Here is a 16405-nt window from a genome sequence, read left to right as displayed (position 1 = left end):
CCGGTCCGGCCTCTTCGCCGCCGGGCCGGCAAGAATATTGCAACCCCTGATTGTACAAAAACGTGATCCGGCAGAACCGACAGGCCAGCCCCGATGCCGATCGACCCCAAAAACCTCGCGCAGACCGCGACCCTGACCTACAGCGCCGAGTTCAACACCCTCGACCTCTGGAACGGGACATCGGGCCTCGACACGGCGGGCGGCCCGCAATGGGGCAGCTACGTCACGGCGACCGGAACGCGGCCGTTCAATCAGGAGCAGGAATGGTACGTCCGGGCCGATCAGTCCACGGATGGCAGTGCCGCGGCGCTGCCGAACCCGTTCAGCGTCCATAACGGCGTCCTGACCATCGCGGCCAACCCATCGGACCCGTCGCTGCTCCCGGACCTCGGCGGCCAGCCCTACACGTCGGGGATGATCAACACCTCGCACAGCTTCAGCCAGACCTACGGCTACTTCGAGATGCGGGCCGAGCTGCCGGCCGGGCAGGGGGTGTGGCCGGCCTTCTGGCTGCTGTCGCAGGACGGCACCTGGCCCCCCGAGATCGACGTGATGGAGATGCTCGGGCACGATCCCGGCACGCTCTACACGACCGTCCACAGCCTCGCGCCCGGCCAGACCCCCGACACCCACACGGTGAGCCAGGGCGCGTCGCAGGTCGCCGACATGAGCGACGGCTTTCACACCTACGGGGTCGATTGGGGGCCGGACAGCCTGGTCTTCTACTTCGACGGCCAAGAGGTCTATCAGACGCCCACCCCCGCCAGCCTGGACAAGCCCATGTACATGATCGCCAACCTGGCGATCGGCGGGACATGGCCGGGCGATGCCGACGCGTCAACGCCGTTCCCGGCCCAGATGAACATCGACTACCTGCGCGCCTACCAGGCGAACCCCAACAGCGGCACGAGCGCGAGCCTGGAGCCAGTCTTCCACTTCTACGACGCGTCCACCGGCCAGCATCTCTACACGGCCAGCACGGCGGAGCGGGACGCGATCAAGACCTCCCAACCGGCCTACGCGTATCAGGGGGTCGGCTGGGCCGCGCCCACAGGCTCCGCCGGCACCGCGGACGTGTTCCACTTCACCAACGCGGCGACCGGGGACACGTTCTACACGACCAGCACAGCCGAGCGGGACGGCCTGCTCGGCTCCGGCTCGGGCTACCACTACGACGGCGTCGCCTTCGAGGCGTACAGCGATCCCTCCGCCGCCGGATCGGCCGCGATGAACATCGAGCGCTTCGTCAACACCGAGAGCGGCCGCCATTACTACGCGTCCAGCGCCGCGGAGATCACCTCCATCGAGCAGGGCCACGCCGGCACCGGCTGGGTCGACGAAGGCCACGCCTTCACGCTGCACGCCCCGACCCAGAGCATGTTCGGGCTGTAGCGGCCGGGGGGCCGAGGTACCGCCCCGGCCCGTTCCTACGATCCAACCCATCTTCCTCGGAGGCGCAGGTTCGCGCTCTCAGGCGGGCTGGCGGATCCACACATCGGGGCGCGGCTCTCCCTCCCCCCTCTGCGGGGGAGGGAAGGTGCGGGGGCGCCCTCGAAGGCAGCCCGAGTGAATCACGATTGCGGCAGCAGGGGCCGAAAACCCCTGTCCTCCGTGATGTTTGCCCGATGCGGGGGGAACAATGGCCGGGGCCGTCTTTTGTGCTAGCGGTTCCACCCGTCGGCCCGGCCCGGATCGTCCGCCGCCCCCATCGTGACAGGAGATCGCTGTGCCCGCGGCGCGGAGCGCGACCATGCGCCAGCCCATACGGCCAGCGGCCCCGGCCCGCGGGATCGCTGGCGCATGCGCGTCCCGATCCTTAGCAGCTCCGGCATGACAGCCCGCGCCGCCCTGGACGTGATCGAGCATCTGCCCGGGCGCTCGAAGACCGTCGACCGGATGATCGCCGGCCTCGCCGTGATCCTGGCAATGCTGGGCATCGCGGTGGGCGCCTCGGTCTATCAGCAGCGCGGCAGCGAGGCCGTGCGCCACGCCCTGGCGGTCGAGGGGCGCCTCGGCCGGGTGCTGTCGGCGGTCCAGGATGCCGAGACCGGGCAGCGCGGCTACCTGCTGACCGAGGACGAGAATTTCCTGCCGCCGTTCCGGGCCGGCCGGTCCAAGGTCAACGGCGAGATCGCCCGCCTGCACGACCTCCTCCGCGACGACGACAGCCAGCGCGCCGAGCTCGACGGCCTGATCCTGCTGATCCGGGAAAAACTCGGCGAGCTCGGCACCAGCATCGACCTGCACCGGAGCGGCGACATCGAGGCGAGCCGGACCCTCGTCCGGGAAGGGCACGGGCGGCGCCTGATGGACGAGATCCGCACCGTCGTGCGCCGCATGGAGGCCCAGGAATCGGCCCTGATGGAGCAGCGCCAGGCGGCGGTCTCCCGGATCGCGCTCTTGATCTGGGCGGCGCTCGCCGGGCTCGTCCTGGTGCTGATCCTGTTCGCCGTCTCGGCCATGCGCGAGGCGGGGCGCCGCCGCCGGCTGTCGCGCTTCCTGCCGCAGGAGCTGGTCTCGCGCCTGGCCGACGACGACGGCAGCCTGCGGGCCGGCCGGCGGCAGCAGGCGGTCATCGCCTTCGTCGACATGCGCGGCTCCACCGCCCTGGCCGAGCGCCTGGACCCGCAACAGCTCTCCGCCTTCCTGTCGGCGTTCCGGCGGCGGGTGATGCGCGTGGCTCGGCTGCACAACGGCGTCGTCGACAAGTTCATCGGCGACGGCGCCCTGGTGGTGTTCGGCCTGCCCGAGGCGCAAGCCGACGACGCCGCCCGGGCGGTGGCCTTCGCCACGGACCTGGTCGCGGTCATCGCCCGCTGGAACCTCAAGGGCGAGCACGACGCCACGGTGCGGATCGGAATCGGCCTCCATGGCGGCGAGGTGTTCAGCGGCATCATCGGCGAGGAGGCGCGCTACGAGTTCACCGTGCTGGGCGACACCGTGAACGTCGCCGCCCGCCTGGAGCAGGCGACCAAGGCCCACGGCGTCCCGATCCTGGCTTCGGAGGCCGTCCGGCGCGCGGCCGGCCCGGCGGCCGCGACGTGGCGGGAGGTCAGCCGCGAGCCGCTGCGCGGCCGCCGGGAGCCGATGGCCTATTTTTCGGTCGAGGCCCCGGGCCACACTGAGCTCGCCCCGGCCCGCCTCCGCGACGCCGATCCACTCCCGGAACTGGCGCTGTAGCCGCGCTTTCGAGCTGTGCCGGCAAGCGGCGCGGACGTGACCAACCGAGAGGCCGATGCCGACCGACCTGTCCTGGCTGCTGCGCCGCGAGACCCTGCTGGCCGGCGCCGTCGTGCTCCTCGGCACGGCGGCCCTGGCCGCCTGGTATCTCCTTCAGGCGACCGTGCTGACCGTCGCGGTCGCTCCCCGGGACGGCACCGAGCCCGGCCTGATCAAGGCCTACGCGGACGCGCTGGAATCCGGCCGCACGGGCCTGCGCCTCAAGATCCTCGCCTTCGACGACGTGCGCGAGAGCGCCGCCGCCCTGCAGGACGGCCGCGCCGACCTGGCGGTGGTCCGGCCGGACGTGCTGCTGCCGACCAACGGGCTCACCCTGGCGATCCTGCGCGACCAGGCGATGCTCATCGCCTCGCCCGAGCAGGCCGGCATCAAGGATTTCCCGCACCTGGCCGGCAAGCGGCTCGGCATCGGCGCGCACCGGGACGCCGACATCTGGCTGCTCAAGAGCATCCTCGGCTATTACGGCCTGACCCTGGAGCCGGGGGCGGGGGGCGGCCCCGGCGACCGCGCGGTCGTGCTCGTGCCGGTGGCCGAGGACGCGGTGGCGGGGGCGATCCGCGAGAAGCGGATCGACGCCTTCATCAGCATCATCGCGCCCTCGGCCCCAAAAGCCCTCGACCTGGTCGCGGCGGTCCGCTCGGTGGCGCGGGGCGGCAAGGTCGAATTCGTCGCCGTCGAGGACGACGACGCGGTGATCGAGCGCTTCCCCAAGCTCCAGGCGGTGGCCATCCCGGGCGGGCTGTTCGGCGGCCGGCCGAAGCTGCCCGCCGACGACGTCAAGACGGTCGGCGCCTCCTATCGCCTGATGGCCCGCGCCTCCTTGAGCCGCGCGGTGGCGGCCGACATGACCCAGCAGCTGTTCGAGAAGCGCACGGAGGCGGGCAACGCCACGGAGGCGGCGGATTACGTCCAGGCCCCGTCCTACGAGACCACGGTGGCGGCGACCAGCGCGCGGATTCCGATCCATCCGGGGGCGCTCGACTATTACGAGCGCGAGCAGCACGGCTTCGTCGAGCGCTACGGCGACACGCTCTACCTGCTCGGCGCGCTGGCCGGCGGCCTGGTCTCGGTCCTGGCCTGGATCCGGCAGCGCCTGGCCGGCCTGCGCCGCGAGCACGTCGACGAGATCATGGAGCGGCTCCTGGCGATCACCGAGCAGGCCCGGGCCGCCCGGGACCCGGCGGCGCTCGCCGGGCTGACCCGCGAGGTCGACCGGCTGGCCGGCGACGCGGTGCGCTACGCCCGCGAGCGGGCCCCCGACGCCGCCACGATGTCGGCCGTCGCCATCGCCCTCGACACCGCGCGGGCGACGATCGCGGATCTGCGCCCGGGCGCCGCCGCGGGGCAGGGCGGCACGCGCGCGGCTCCCGGGGCAGGGGGCGTTTGACCCGAAAGCGGTCGCGCTCGATCCCCCTGCTGCAAGTCCTGGGTCGCATCGTGGACTGGCTCCGCAACCAAGTCGGCACGGGATATCGATCTCTCCTCCTGCGAGCCTTGGAGAAGTGATCGTCCTACGAAATGGCACAAAGATGCATTAAGCTTTCATTGACGTTCGAGGCGTCGCCGTACGAGTATGAGAGTGTGGTCGGCTGTTGATGCGCGGCCGATATACGATGGAATGTCTTGAAGATCTTCGGCAGGCGGCCTGATCGATCCTCTTGAAACCCCGGGGCCATACGAACGCAGCGCTGAGCGTGCAGGGCGTGAGCGCGTCGCAGTCGGGATCGACGTCGCGACCGCGCCTTCGCCTCGGCGCCTCGGATTCCGTGTCGCGAAACCCTGTTCATCTTCGACGGAGGCAGGCTTTGGCCGGCGTCATCATCCGATCGTCTCCCTTGGAGGCGGCCGCGCAACCGCTCCTGGAGGCGCTGGTCGCCGAGTATGACAGCCGCTACGGCACGGCCGGCCGTCCCGGGGGCGCACGGTCCGAGATCCTGCGCTACCCGGCGGAGGTCTATCAACCGCCGCTCGGCGACTTCCTGCTGATCGTCCGGGATGGGGAGACCATCGCCGGCGGCGCCTTCATGAGCCACGACGACGAGACCGTGGAGCTCAAGCGCATCTGGACCCGGGCCGACCTGCGCCGCCAGGGGCTGGCGCAGCGCGTCGTGGCGGCGCTGGAGGAGCATGCGGGCCGCCTCGGCTACACGCGCGCCTACCTGACCACCGGGTTTCGCCAACCGGAGGCGACCGCGCTCTACCGCGCGCTCGGCTACCGGCCGCTGTTCGACACGGCGGCGGACCCCACCCTGTACCGCTCCCTACCGTTCGAGAAGCCTATCGGGGCGCGGGCCGGTCAGGCCGGGACTTCGCCGATCTATCCGCCCGCCGTCTCCTTCGAGGCGGCGACCACCCGCGTCTTGGCCCTGAAGGAGGTGCAGGAACGCAAGGTGCTCGATCGCCTCGCGACGCGTCGCGCGACGGCGGCCTGAGCCGTATGACCCGGACCTCACCGCCCCCGGACGGGGTTTGGCACCGGCGCCGAAGAGACGTGCCTCCCTGGAGGCCGCGCACGTCGCGTCCCGCGACCATCTCTCGGTGTCGGCCATGACGGTGGGCCGTCCCCGACGCCTCAAGACCCTGGTCGGTGCCGCCAACCTCGTGGCCGCATCGAACGACGGCGATCCCACGATCGGCGTGAGGCGCGCGGTCGAACTCGCCCGCAAGGCGGAGGCCGAGACAATCACCGGCCTCTTCACCGCCGACCTCCTGCAGATCGACCCGGCGGGCCTGGCCGGAACCGCCGGCGCGCAGGAACCGCTCATCGCGCTCGCCGCCCTCAGTCAGGCGACATCCCGGATCGGGTTGGTGGCGACCGTGTCGACGAGCTTCCACCATCCCTACAATCTCGCCCGGCAGATCGGCACCCTGGACCATGTCAGCGGCGGCCGCGCGGCCTGGAACGCCGTGACCTCCTCGGTCGGCGAGGAGAATTTCGGCGAGACGCTCCCCGGCCCGGAGGCGCGCTACGCCCGCGCCGCGGAGTTCATCGCGGTCGTCAACGCCCTCTTCGACGCGAACGCGCGGGATGCGGCCCACCGCAAGGACTCGGGCGCGATCGCCGTCGATCCGGCGAAGTTCCACCGGATCGACCATCGCGGGGCGCACTTCACCGTCGCGGGGCCGCTGAACATCCCGCCGCTGCCGCAGGGGCGGCCGGTGCTGTTCCAGGCCGGGCAGTCGGAGGCAGGGGTGAACGTCGGGGCCCGCTACGCCGAGATCGTCTACACCGCCCAGCCGACCCTGGAGGGCGCCATCGCCTTCGCGACGGAGCTTCGCCGCCGCGCCACCGCCTACGGGCGCGGCGAGGCCCTGCCGCGCGTGATGAATTCCTTCCACGCCGTCATCGGCGAGTCCGAAGCGGACGTGGCCCGTCGGCTCCGGGAGAAGCACGCGCGGATCGATTACGAACAGGGCCGGCTCAAGCTCGCGGATATGCTGGGCGGCCTGGTCGACCTCTCGGGCCTTCCGCTCGACGCGCCGCTCCCCGCGGCGCTGCTGCCGGAGGTCGAAAGCATCGACCGTCGGCGCGGTCGGGTGGAGATCTTCCGGCGCTACGCCCGCCAGGGCCTGACCCTGCGTGCGCTGATCATCGAGGCCCAGGAGACCGGCCACTGGTCCGTCGCCGGCACCCCGGAGCAGCTGGCCGACGCCATCGAAGAGCGCTTCCGGGCCGGCGCCGTCGACGTGCTGACCCTGCATGGCCTGGGAAACCCGGACCAGGAGGATCTGCTGCTCAACGGCCTCCTGCCGGAGCTGCGGCGGCGCGCCCTCATCGACACCGATTACGGCGGCGACGATTTCCGCTCCAATCTCGAGCTGCCGCCGCTTCCCGCACCGGCTGCTCGCCCGCGCGCCCGACGCGCTTGAACGCGGGACGCGCGAGGGGGCGAACAAGGCAGGTCGCCGGTCGAGAAATAATCTTTCGGTCGATCCGGCCGCAAGCAAATCAAACCCCTAAAACACCTCTCATCTTTGGGATCGACTGTCGTTGACGCGGGCATGAACCGGTCGGAGAATTGTCGGGTCGGAAGAAATGCTTAGCCGTTTCTTTGCAGGATCTGCCGCCGTGACATCCGCTGGGGCAGCAAGGTTCAAGCAACGACGCGGCGGTCGTGAATTCCGGAGCCCGGACGGTCCATGGTGCTGACCACGATCCTCAAACCAGCCCCCCGGTCACGGATCCGGCGCTCGGGCGTTCCGGCCTGCCGCCCGGCGCATCAGGCCTTCCGATGACCTACGCGCTCAGCCTGCTCGACAAGAGCCCCATCCTGGCGGACGAGCCGGCGGGTGCGGCGCTCCAGCGTACGATCGCGCTCGCACAGAACGCCGAGCGTCTCGGCTACAAGCGCTTCTGGGTGGCGGAGCATCACGCGAATCCGGGGCTGGCCAGCTCCGCGCCCGAGGTGCTGATCGCGTATCTGGCGGCCCGGACGCAGCGCATCCGGATCGGCTCCGGCGGCGTGCTGCTGCCGCATTACAGCCCCTACAAGGTCGCGGAGACCTTCAACCTGCTCGCGACGCTGGCGCCGGGCCGGATCGACCTCGGGATCGGCAAGGCGTTCGGGGGGCTGCCCGACGCGACCCGCGCCCTGCGGCGCCTGCAGGATCCGGCGCGCCCGCCGCGCTTCGAGGACCTGCTTGCGGAGCTCGACGGTTACCTCGCGGCCCGATCCGAGGCGGGGTCGCCGCCGGCCCTGCCGGTGCCGCCGGCCGCGCCCGAGCGCTTCCTCCTCGGCGCGAGTCCCGAATCGGCGCGGCTCGCCGCGGCGCGCGGCTGGCACTTCGTCTTCGCCGGGCAGCTCAACGGCGACCCGGGGGTGACCGAGGCGAGCCTCGACGCCTACGCGAAGGCGGGCGGCACGGGCGAAGTGCTTCTCGCGGTGACGGCCTTCGTGGCCCCGACCGCGGAGGAGGCTCGGGCGGTGACCGATCCGCTCAAGGTCGTCAGGGTCACCCTCGACGACGGCCAGAGCGTCAATCTCGGCACCGAGGAACAGGCGGCCGAATATGCCCGGCAGGCCGGCGCCGCCGCCTACCGCACCGAGCTCCGCAGGCCGCACGTGCTGTCGGGCACGGCCGAAGAGGTGCGCGGCGAACTCGACCGGCTGCAGGCCCGGTTCGGAATCCGCGAATTCATCGTCGACACGCCGCCCTCCGCGACCACCCGACGCCTCGCCTCCGTGACGCTGCTCGCGGGCGGCGCCTCGGCCCTCGCGGCCTGATCCCGGTCCGGAAAGACGCTCCCATGTCGCAGACCCGTCTCACCTTCGGCCTGATGCTCCAGGGCGGCGGCAGCCACATGAATGCGTGGCGCCATCCGAGCAATCCGGTCGATGCCAGCGTCAACCTCGACCTCTTCATCCGCAACGCGCGCAAGGCCGAGGCGAACGGGATCGCCTTCGCGTTCGTGGCGGACGGGCTCTACATCAACGACAAGTCGATCCCGCACTTCCTGAACCGGTTCGAGCCGCTGACCCTGCTCTCGTCTCTCGCGGCCAACACGCAGAAACTCGGTCTCGTGGGGACGGTCTCGACCTCCTACAGCGATCCCTTCACGATCGCCCGGCAATTCGCCTCGCTCGACCTGATCAGCGGCGGCCGGGCCGGCTGGAACGCCGTGACCTCGCCGCTCGAAGGCTCCGGGCGCAATTACAGCCGGCCCCATCCCGAGCACGCGCTGCGCTACGAGATCGCGCAGGAATATCTCGAGGTCGCGAAGGGCCTCTGGGATTCCTGGGACGACGACGCCTTCGTGCGGGACCGCGCCAGCGGGCGCTTCTTCGATCCCGACAAGCTGCATACGCTGAACCACAAGGGGCGCTTCTTCCAGGTGGAGGGGCCGCTCAACATCCAGCGCTCGCCCCAGGGCCAGCCGGTGCTGTTCCAGGCCGGCGCGTCCGAATCGGGGATCGGGCTCGCGGGCCGGCACGCCGACGCGGTCTTCGCCAACCACGTGCCCCTGGAGGAGGCGCAGGCCCTCTACCGCGCGATCAAGACCAGCGCGGTGGCCCATGGACGGCGCGCGGACGACGTGAAGCTGTTCCCGGGGGCCGGGCCGATCGTCGGCCGCACGCGCGCGGAGGCCGAGGACAAGTATCAGGCAATCCGCGACCTGATCTCGATCGAGGACGCGCTCGCCTATCTCGGCCGCTTCTTCGACCATCACGATTTCAGCGCCTATCCCCTCGACGCGCCGTTCCCGGATCTCGGCGCGATCGGCCAGAACAGTTTCCGCTCGACCACGGACCGCATCAAGCGCAACGCCGCCGCGAAGGGGCAGACCCTGCGCGAAGCGGCGCTCGAGACCGCGACGCCGCGCACCGACCTGATCGGCTCGGGCGAGGAGGTCGCCGACCTGCTGATCGCGCGGGTCGAGAATCAGGCGGCGGACGGCTTCGTGCTCGGCTTCCCGGTGATCGGCCAGGGCCTCGACGACTTCATCGACCTCGTGATCCCGGTGCTGGAGGCGCGCGGCGTCTACGAGCGCACGCTGCCGGGCACGACCCTGCGCGACCATCTCGGCCTGCCGCGCCGCGCGAGCCGCTACAGCGCGCCGGGCGACGCCGCGCCGGTGCGGCAGGCCGGCTGAGGCGTCCCGCGATGACCATCCACGCAGCGATCGCCGACCGGGGCATCGATCCGGGCATCCTCGCCTCGGTGGACGAGTTCGTCAGCCTCCGGCACGACCTGCATCGGCATCCCGAGCTCGCCTTCCAGGAGACGCGCACCGGCGCCCTCGTCGCCGAGCGGCTGCGCGGCTACGGCTACACGGTCACGACCGGGCTTGCCGGCACCGGCGTGGTCGGAGTGCTCCGCAAGGGCTCGGGCGAGCGCCGGCTCGGTCTGCGCGCCGACATGGACGCGCTGCCGATCGCGGAGGCGACGAACCTGCCCTACCGCTCGGGGACGCCCGGGACGATGCATGCCTGCGGCCATGACGGGCACACCGCGACGCTGCTCGCAGCAGCCAAGCGCCTGGCGGATCTGGATTTCTCCGGCACGCTGACCCTGATCTTCCAGCCGGCCGAGGAGATCGGCGCCGGGGCGCGCACCCTCGTCACCAAGGGGCTGTTCGAGCAGTTTCCCGTCGACGCCATCTTCGGGTTCCACAATTGGCCGGGGGTGCCGCGCGGGCAATTCGGCTTCGTCACGGGCCCCGCCATGGCAGCGGTCGACAAGGCCGAGATCCGTGTCGTGGGCCGGGGCGGCCACGGCGCCTCGCCCCACGAGACGGTGGACCCGGTTGTGGCCGCCTCGGCCATCGTGCTGGCGTTGCAGAGCATCGTCGCGCGCAACGTCGACCCGCGCGAGGCCGCCGTCGTCAGCGTCGGCGCGATCCACGGCGGGGAAGCCTCGAATGTCATCCCCGACAGCGTCGATCTCAGCCTGACGATCCGCAGCTTCGATCCGGCGGTGCGCGACCGGCTCGAAGAGCGCGTCACGGCGATCACGCGGGGCGTGGCCCAAAGCTACGGTGCGCGGGCCGAGCTGCGTTACCGCAGGGGCCTGCCGGCCCTGGTCAACCACGCGGCGGAGACGCGCTTCGCGCGGGACGTGGCCCTCGACGCCTTCGGTCCCGATCGCCTGGAAGCCGACTTCAAGCCACGCATGGCGAGCGAGGATTTCGCCTACCTCCTGGAGGCGCGGCCGGGCAGCTACCTGTTCGTGGGCAACGGCGACAGCGCGCCGCTGCACAGCCCCCAGTACGATTTCGACGATGCGATCCTGGCGCCGGCCGCGAGCTTCTGGGTTCGGCTCGCCCGCGCCTTCCTGGTCTGACCCTCCCCGCCGCCCCTGCGATTGGATAAAGCCGCCATGTCCGATCAGTTCGTCTACACCACGCCGTTGGACCCGCTGGCGCGCCCCCTCGTCGAACAGCTCACCTGGGAGTACGTCACCCGCTACGGCAGCTATTTCGGTGATCCGCCCGGCGCCGAGATGACCCGCTACCCGGCCGAGCTGTTCGCGCCGCCGGACGGGAACTTCGTGCTGCTCCTGCGGGACGGGCGCGCCATCGCGGGCGGGGCGTTCAAGCGCTACGACGACCACACGGCCGAACTGAAGCGGGTCTGGACCGACACGCAGTTCCGGCGGCAGGGCCTGGCGCGCCGGGTCGTCGAGGCGCTCGAAGCCCAGGCCGGGCGACAGGGCTACGACCGCATCTACCTGACCACCGGCTTCCGCCAGCCCGAGGCCAAGGGGCTCTACCTGGACCTCGGCTACACGCCGCTGTTCGACGTGTCGCGCGATCCCGAGATCTACAAGATCCTGCCCTTCGAGAAGGCGCTTCGCCCCCCGGCGGCGGTCGCCCAGCAGCTGGCCGTCGCGGTCGCCGCGTGCAGCCCCGCTTGAGTTCCGCCCCGCCGAGACGGCCATTCCGAGAAAGCCTGCCATGACCTTCGCCAGCGACGTGGCGGCCCTGCCCGGGCACGCCCACCGCCCGGACTCAGCCCGCGATTTCAGCCGCGCCCGGATCGTCCCGGCACGCTATCCGGCGCGCAGCATCGGGACGGTCTTCGCCGGCCTGGTGATCGCGGTGATCCTGCACTCGATCCTCACCAACCCGCGCTGGGGCTGGGCGGTCTTCGCCGAGTGGTTCTTCGCCGAACCGGTCCTGACCGGCCTCGGGCGAACCCTGCTCCTGACCCTGCTCAGCATGGTCTTCGGCTTCCTGCTCGCCGGCCTCCTGGCCTTCGCGCGCATCTCCGGCTCGCCGCTGCTCGCCGGACTGTCCTGGGGCTACGTCTGGCTGTTCCGCTCGGTCCCGCTGATCGTCCTGCTCCTGATCCTCAACAATCTCGGATATCTCTACCCGACGCTCTCGATCGGGGTGCCGTTTACCGGGATCAGCTTCGGGTCCTGGCAGACGACCCAACTGATCACGCCGTTCCTGGCGGCGGTGCTCGGCCTCACCCTCCACACCGCGGCCTTCTCGGCGGAGATCGTGCGCGGCGGCCTCCTCTCGGTCGACCAGGGCCAGCTCGAAGCCGCCGCGGCGCTGGGGCTGCCGTGGCGCCGGCAGATCACCCGCATCGTGCTGCCCCAGGCGATGCGCTCGATCCTGCCGGCTGCGTTCAACCAAGTCACCGAGATCACGAAATACACCTCGGTCGTTTACATCCTGGCGCTGCCGGATCTGTTCTACACGGTCCAGGTCATCTACCGGCGCAACCTCGAAGTCATCCCGCTGCTGATGGTGGCGACGGTCTGGTACCTCGTCATCCTGACCGTGCTGTCCTTCGTCCAGCGCCATATCGAGCGCTACTATGCCCGCGGCGCGCTGCGCGAGCCGCCGCCTTCGCTGATCGCCCTGGCGCTCAAACGGATTCGGCGCGCCAGCGACGAGGCCGGCCGGGCCTCCGCCACCGCGGACGCCGTGGCCGCCCCGGTCCCACGGTCCAGCCTGTTCGCGGCCGGCGGCGAGATCCGGATCAGCGGCGTCTCCAAAAGCTTCGGCGCGCTTAAGGTGCTCGACGACGTCAGCCTCGCCCTGCGGCCCGGCAGCGTGACCGCGATCATCGGCCAGTCCGGCTCGGGCAAGTCGACCCTGCTGCGGGCGATCAACCACCTGGAGCGGGTCGATCAGGGCTTCATCGCGATCGACGGCGAGCTGATCGGCTACCGGCAGGACGGCGACGCGCTCCACGAGCTCAAGGAGAAGGACATCCTGAAACGGCGCGTCGATGTCGGCATGGTGTTTCAGACCTTCAACCTGTTCCCCCACCTCACGGCCATCGAGAACATCATCGAGGCGCCCATGACGGTGCGCGGCGTGCCCCGCGCGCAGGCGCTCGCCGAGGCGCGCGAGCTTCTGGCCCGGGTCGGCCTCGCCGCGAAGGCCGACGCCTATCCTCGCCAGCTCTCGGGCGGCCAGCAGCAGCGGGTCGCCATCGCGCGCGCCCTCGCGCTCAAGCCGAAGGTGCTGCTGTTCGACGAGCCGACCTCGGCCCTCGACCCCGAACTCGTCGGCGAGGTGCTCGACGTGATCAAGGAACTCGCCCGCTCCGGCACCACCCTGGTGATCGTGACCCACGAGATCGGCTTCGGCCGCGAGGTCGCCGACCACGTGGTGTTCATGGAGGACGGCCGCGTGATCGAGCAGGGACCACCCCACCGGACGCTCACGGAGCCGGACCATCCGCGGACCCGGGAATTCCTCGCCAAGGTTCTCTGACCCCTCTCGAAAAGGCTCTCGACCGTGCTCACCCGCCGCAGATCCCTCGCCCTCCTCGCCGCCGCCACCTCGGGGGCGCTCGTGTCCGGCCGCGCCCGCGCCCTGGAGGCGTTCGACTTCTCCCCCGAGCAGCCCGGGCGGGTGCGCGCCGCCCGCGACGAGGAGGCGATCCGGCTCATCGCCAAGGACGCGCCCTTCGCCCAGGACGGCGTGTTCACCGTGGCCAACAATGGCGGTCGCTTCCCGTTCGGCGGGTACGCCAACGACACCAAGACGATCATCGGGTCCGAGCCCGACATCGCGCAGCTCGTCGCCGACGCGCTCGGCCGCAAGCTCGAGATCGTGCCGGTTTCCTGGTCCGACTGGCCCCTCGGCGTCATCTCGGGCAAGTACGACGCGGTCATCTCGAACGTCACCGTCACCGAGCAGCGCAAGGAGAAGTTTGACTTCTCGACCTACCGCAAGGATCTGCTCGGCTTCTATGTCCGGAAGGACAACCCGATCGTCATCCGCGAGCCGCGGGACGTGGCCGGCCTCCGGGTGATCGTCTCCGCCGGCACCAACCAGGAGCAGATCCTGCTCCGCTGGAACGACCAGAACGTGAAGGCCGGGCTCAAGCCGGTCGAGTTCCAGTACCACGACGACGATGTGGTACTCTACCTCTCCATCGAGTCCGGCCGGGCCGACGCCTATCTCGGGCCGAACGCGCTCCTGGGCTTCAAGGCGGCGCAGGAGGGCAAGACCCGGCTCGCCGGCAATTTCAGCGGCGGCTGGCCGGTGCTCGCCGAGATCGCGGTGACGACGCGCAAGGGCGCGGGCCTCGCCGAGGCGATCACACACGCGATCAACACCCAGATCAAGAACGGACACTACGCCCAGGCGCTCGCGCGCTGGAACCTCTCGGCCGAGGCCATCGCGGAATCGCGCACCAACCCGCCGGGCCTGCCGCGGACCTGACCAGGAACCAGAGGCTTTCGATGATTCCACGGTGGATGCGCCTGTCGCTCGTCCTCGGCGCGCTGTGGGCGGACCCTCTCGCCGCGGCGGAGGGGACGGGGCCGTTCGACCTCGGCCCGGAGCAGTCGGGCCGGATCCGGGCCGAAAAGGACCCGGCCGCGATCGCGCGCCTCCCGAAGGATTACCGGTTCGCCGAGCCCGGCGCCTTGACGGTGGGGATCACCCCGGGCGGCCCGCCGCTCGGGAGCTACGCCACCGATGCCAGGACCGTAGTCGGGGCGGATCCCGACTTCGCCCAGTTGATCGCCGACAGCCTCGGCCTGCGCCTCAAGCTCGTTCCCGTGGCCTGGGAGGATTGGCCCCTCGGCCTGTCCGCCGGCCGGTACGACGCGGTGATCTCGAATGTCGGCGTCACCGAGCAGCGCAAGGAGAAGTTCGACTTCACCACCTACCGGCAGGGTCTGCACGGGCTGTTCGTGAAGGCCGACAGCCACATCACGCAGATCCGCGAGCCGAAGGACGTGGCCGGCCTCACCATCAGCGTCGGCGGCGGTACCAACCAGGAGCGCATCCTGGTCGAGTGGGACAAGCAGAACCGCGCGGCGGGGCTCAAGCCCCTCGAGTTGCAGCTGTTCGACGACGAGGCCGCCCGCCTCGTGGCCCTGCGCTCGGGCCGGGCCGACGTGATCGTGCAGCCGCACGCGCAACTCGTGTTCGTGGCCGCCCGCGACAAGGACATCCGGCAGGCGGGCACGCTCAGCGCCGGCTGGCCGCTGACATCGGATGTGGCGATCGCGACCCGCAAGGGCAGCGGCCTGGTCGACGCGCTGACGCTCGCCACCAACGACCTGATCGCCAACGGCACGTATGGCCGGGCCCTGGCCCGCTGGGGCTTGGAGGAGGAGGCGCTGCCGCGCTCCGAGACCAACCCGCCCGGCCTGCCGAAGTTTTGAGCGATGGCGCAGGCTTCGATCCGGCAGATCGCCTTCCTGACACCGGGCAGTTACGACGATGCCGATCCGCGCGCCGGGCTGGAGCAGACCCTCGACCTGTTCGCCACCGGTGAAGCGCTCGGCTTCGACGGCGCCTGGGTGCGCCAACGCCACCTCGAACCCGGCATCTCGTCGGCCGCGACCTTCCTCGCGGCCGCGACGCAGCGCACGCACCGGATCGAGCTCGGCACGGCCGTGATCCAGATGGGCTACGAGAATCCGTTCCGGCTGGCGGAAGACCTGTCGCTGGTGGACATCCTGTCCGGCGGCCGGCTCCATGTCGGCTTGAGCGCCGGGCCGCCGGCCTACGGGGCGTTGCTCGGCGACCGCTTCCTGGATGGCGATCCGGCGCGTGTCGACCACTCGCATGGCCGCGTGGGGCGGCTCGCCGCCAATCTCGACGGCGACTGGCTCGGCGAGCCCGACACGCGGATCACCTCGGCGGCCGGCACCCACCGGCCCCGGCTGCGCCCGCACGCGCCGGGGCTGCGCCAGAGGCTGTGGTACGGCGGCGGCTCGCTGCGCTCGGTCCGCTGGGCCGCCGAGAACGGCTTCCATCTCCTCATCGGCAACATCAACATTGCGGAGGAGCGGGACGGCTTCTTCGCGACCCAGGCCCACCACGTCGAGATCTTCCGCGCCCATTGGCGCGGGGTCGGCGCGCCGCGGATCGCGCTCGGCCGGGTGATCGTGCCCCTCGACGGCGCCGACACGGCGACCCGGGCGCGCTACCGCGACTATGCCGCGAGCCGCCACGCCCGCACCCGCGCGCCGCAGGGCGAGCGGCGAACCCAGTTCGCGCCCGATCTCGTCGGCACCGCGGCCGAGATCGTCGAGCGGCTGCGCGCCGATCCGATCCTGCCCTTCGCCGATACCCTGCGGCTGGAGCTGCCCTACAGCTTCGCCCTCGACGCGTACCGCCAGATCCTGGCGGACTTCAGGACCCTGATCGCGCCGCAGCTCGGCTGGGGCGTGGAGGCGGCCGCATGACCGGCCCGCATCGATCGCAACTCCGGGCAGAGGGGCCCCGACGGACAGC

Annotated in this window: 13 protein-coding genes; all 13 read left to right on the top strand. The window is 70.9% G+C overall.

The genetic code is table 11. The features are described 5' to 3' along the window. Window positions 1-93 precede the first annotated feature (93 nt). Window positions 94-1392: a family 16 glycosylhydrolase gene (locus MKK67_RS01440; protein ID WP_243961353.1), complete on the top strand. Its 1299-nt coding sequence runs from the start codon at window positions 94-96 to the stop codon at window positions 1390-1392. Window positions 1393-1830: 438 nt separating this feature from the next. Beyond that, window positions 1831-3180: a CHASE3 domain-containing protein gene (locus MKK67_RS01435; RefSeq protein WP_243961351.1), complete on the top strand. Its 1350-nt coding sequence runs from the start codon at window positions 1831-1833 to the stop codon at window positions 3178-3180. Window positions 3181-3235: 55 nt separating this feature from the next. Next, complete coding sequence (locus tag MKK67_RS01430) at window positions 3236-4627, top strand: TAXI family TRAP transporter solute-binding subunit (protein ID WP_243961344.1); 1392 nt, start codon at window positions 3236-3238, stop codon at window positions 4625-4627. 418 nt (window positions 4628-5045) lie between these two features. Further along, window positions 5046-5672, top strand: a complete 627-nt coding sequence (locus MKK67_RS01425) for a GNAT family N-acetyltransferase (RefSeq protein WP_243961342.1) — start codon at window positions 5046-5048, stop codon at window positions 5670-5672. Window positions 5673-5787: 115 nt separating this feature from the next. Further along, window positions 5788-7110, top strand: coding sequence for an NtaA/DmoA family FMN-dependent monooxygenase (locus MKK67_RS01420; RefSeq protein ID WP_313898993.1), 1323 nt, complete (start codon window positions 5788-5790; stop codon window positions 7108-7110). Window positions 7111-7472: 362 nt separating this feature from the next. Further along, window positions 7473-8465 carry an MsnO8 family LLM class oxidoreductase gene (locus MKK67_RS01415; protein WP_243961331.1) on the top strand — a complete coding sequence of 331 codons (993 nt, stop codon included), beginning with the start codon at window positions 7473-7475 and terminating at the stop codon, window positions 8463-8465. Window positions 8466-8488: 23 nt separating this feature from the next. Beyond that, window positions 8489-9832: an LLM class flavin-dependent oxidoreductase gene (locus MKK67_RS01410; protein ID WP_243961329.1), complete on the top strand. Its 1344-nt coding sequence runs from the start codon at window positions 8489-8491 to the stop codon at window positions 9830-9832. Window positions 9833-9843: 11 nt separating this feature from the next. After that, the gene (locus MKK67_RS01405) at window positions 9844-11022 is read left to right on the top strand and encodes a M20 aminoacylase family protein (protein ID WP_243961327.1); all 1179 of its coding nucleotides are present in this window, start codon (window positions 9844-9846) and stop codon (window positions 11020-11022) included. A gap of 36 nt (window positions 11023-11058) precedes the next feature. Beyond that, entirely contained in the window at window positions 11059-11595 is a 537-nt protein-coding gene (locus tag MKK67_RS01400; protein WP_243961319.1) for a GNAT family N-acetyltransferase, read from the top strand. 40 nt (window positions 11596-11635) lie between these two features. Further along, window positions 11636-13417 (top strand): amino acid ABC transporter permease/ATP-binding protein, encoded by a 1782-nt coding sequence (locus MKK67_RS01395; RefSeq protein ID WP_243961317.1) that lies wholly within the window; start codon window positions 11636-11638, stop codon window positions 13415-13417. Window positions 13418-13441: 24 nt separating this feature from the next. Beyond that, on the top strand, window positions 13442-14374 hold the full coding sequence (locus MKK67_RS01390; protein WP_409568353.1) for an ABC transporter substrate-binding protein: 933 nt from the start codon (window positions 13442-13444) through the stop codon (window positions 14372-14374). 35 nt (window positions 14375-14409) lie between these two features. Next, on the top strand, window positions 14410-15327 hold the full coding sequence (locus tag MKK67_RS01385) for an ABC transporter substrate-binding protein (protein ID WP_243961315.1): 918 nt from the start codon (window positions 14410-14412) through the stop codon (window positions 15325-15327). Between the two features lie 3 nt (window positions 15328-15330). Beyond that, window positions 15331-16356: an LLM class flavin-dependent oxidoreductase gene (locus MKK67_RS01380; protein ID WP_243961313.1), complete on the top strand. Its 1026-nt coding sequence runs from the start codon at window positions 15331-15333 to the stop codon at window positions 16354-16356. The last annotated feature ends 49 nt before the right edge of the window (window positions 16357-16405 follow it).

It is taken from the genome of Methylobacterium sp. J-072 (genome assembly GCF_022829425.1).
GTDB lineage: Bacteria > Pseudomonadota > Alphaproteobacteria > Rhizobiales > Beijerinckiaceae > Methylobacterium.
Note: the sequence above shows the minus strand (reverse complement) of the source record. Positions and strands in the feature narration are given on the sequence as shown.

Coding starts and splice junctions, on each gene's coding strand:
- MKK67_RS01400 (WP_243961319.1), top strand. CDS start 11,059: ATGTCCGATCAGTTCGTCTACACCACGCCGTTGGACCCGCTGGCGCGC.
- MKK67_RS01440 (WP_243961353.1), top strand. CDS start 94: ATGCCGATCGACCCCAAAAACCTCGCGCAGACCGCGACCCTGACCTAC.
- MKK67_RS01380 (WP_243961313.1), top strand. CDS start 15,331: ATGGCGCAGGCTTCGATCCGGCAGATCGCCTTCCTGACACCGGGCAGT.
- MKK67_RS01395 (WP_243961317.1), top strand. CDS start 11,636: ATGACCTTCGCCAGCGACGTGGCGGCCCTGCCCGGGCACGCCCACCGC.
- MKK67_RS01435 (WP_243961351.1), top strand. CDS start 1,831: ATGACAGCCCGCGCCGCCCTGGACGTGATCGAGCATCTGCCCGGGCGC.
- MKK67_RS01385 (WP_243961315.1), top strand. CDS start 14,410: ATGCGCCTGTCGCTCGTCCTCGGCGCGCTGTGGGCGGACCCTCTCGCC.
- MKK67_RS01410 (WP_243961329.1), top strand. CDS start 8,489: ATGTCGCAGACCCGTCTCACCTTCGGCCTGATGCTCCAGGGCGGCGGC.
- MKK67_RS01405 (WP_243961327.1), top strand. CDS start 9,844: ATGACCATCCACGCAGCGATCGCCGACCGGGGCATCGATCCGGGCATC.
- MKK67_RS01430 (WP_243961344.1), top strand. CDS start 3,236: ATGCCGACCGACCTGTCCTGGCTGCTGCGCCGCGAGACCCTGCTGGCC.
- MKK67_RS01415 (WP_243961331.1), top strand. CDS start 7,473: ATGACCTACGCGCTCAGCCTGCTCGACAAGAGCCCCATCCTGGCGGAC.
- MKK67_RS01420 (WP_313898993.1), top strand. CDS start 5,788: ATGACGGTGGGCCGTCCCCGACGCCTCAAGACCCTGGTCGGTGCCGCC.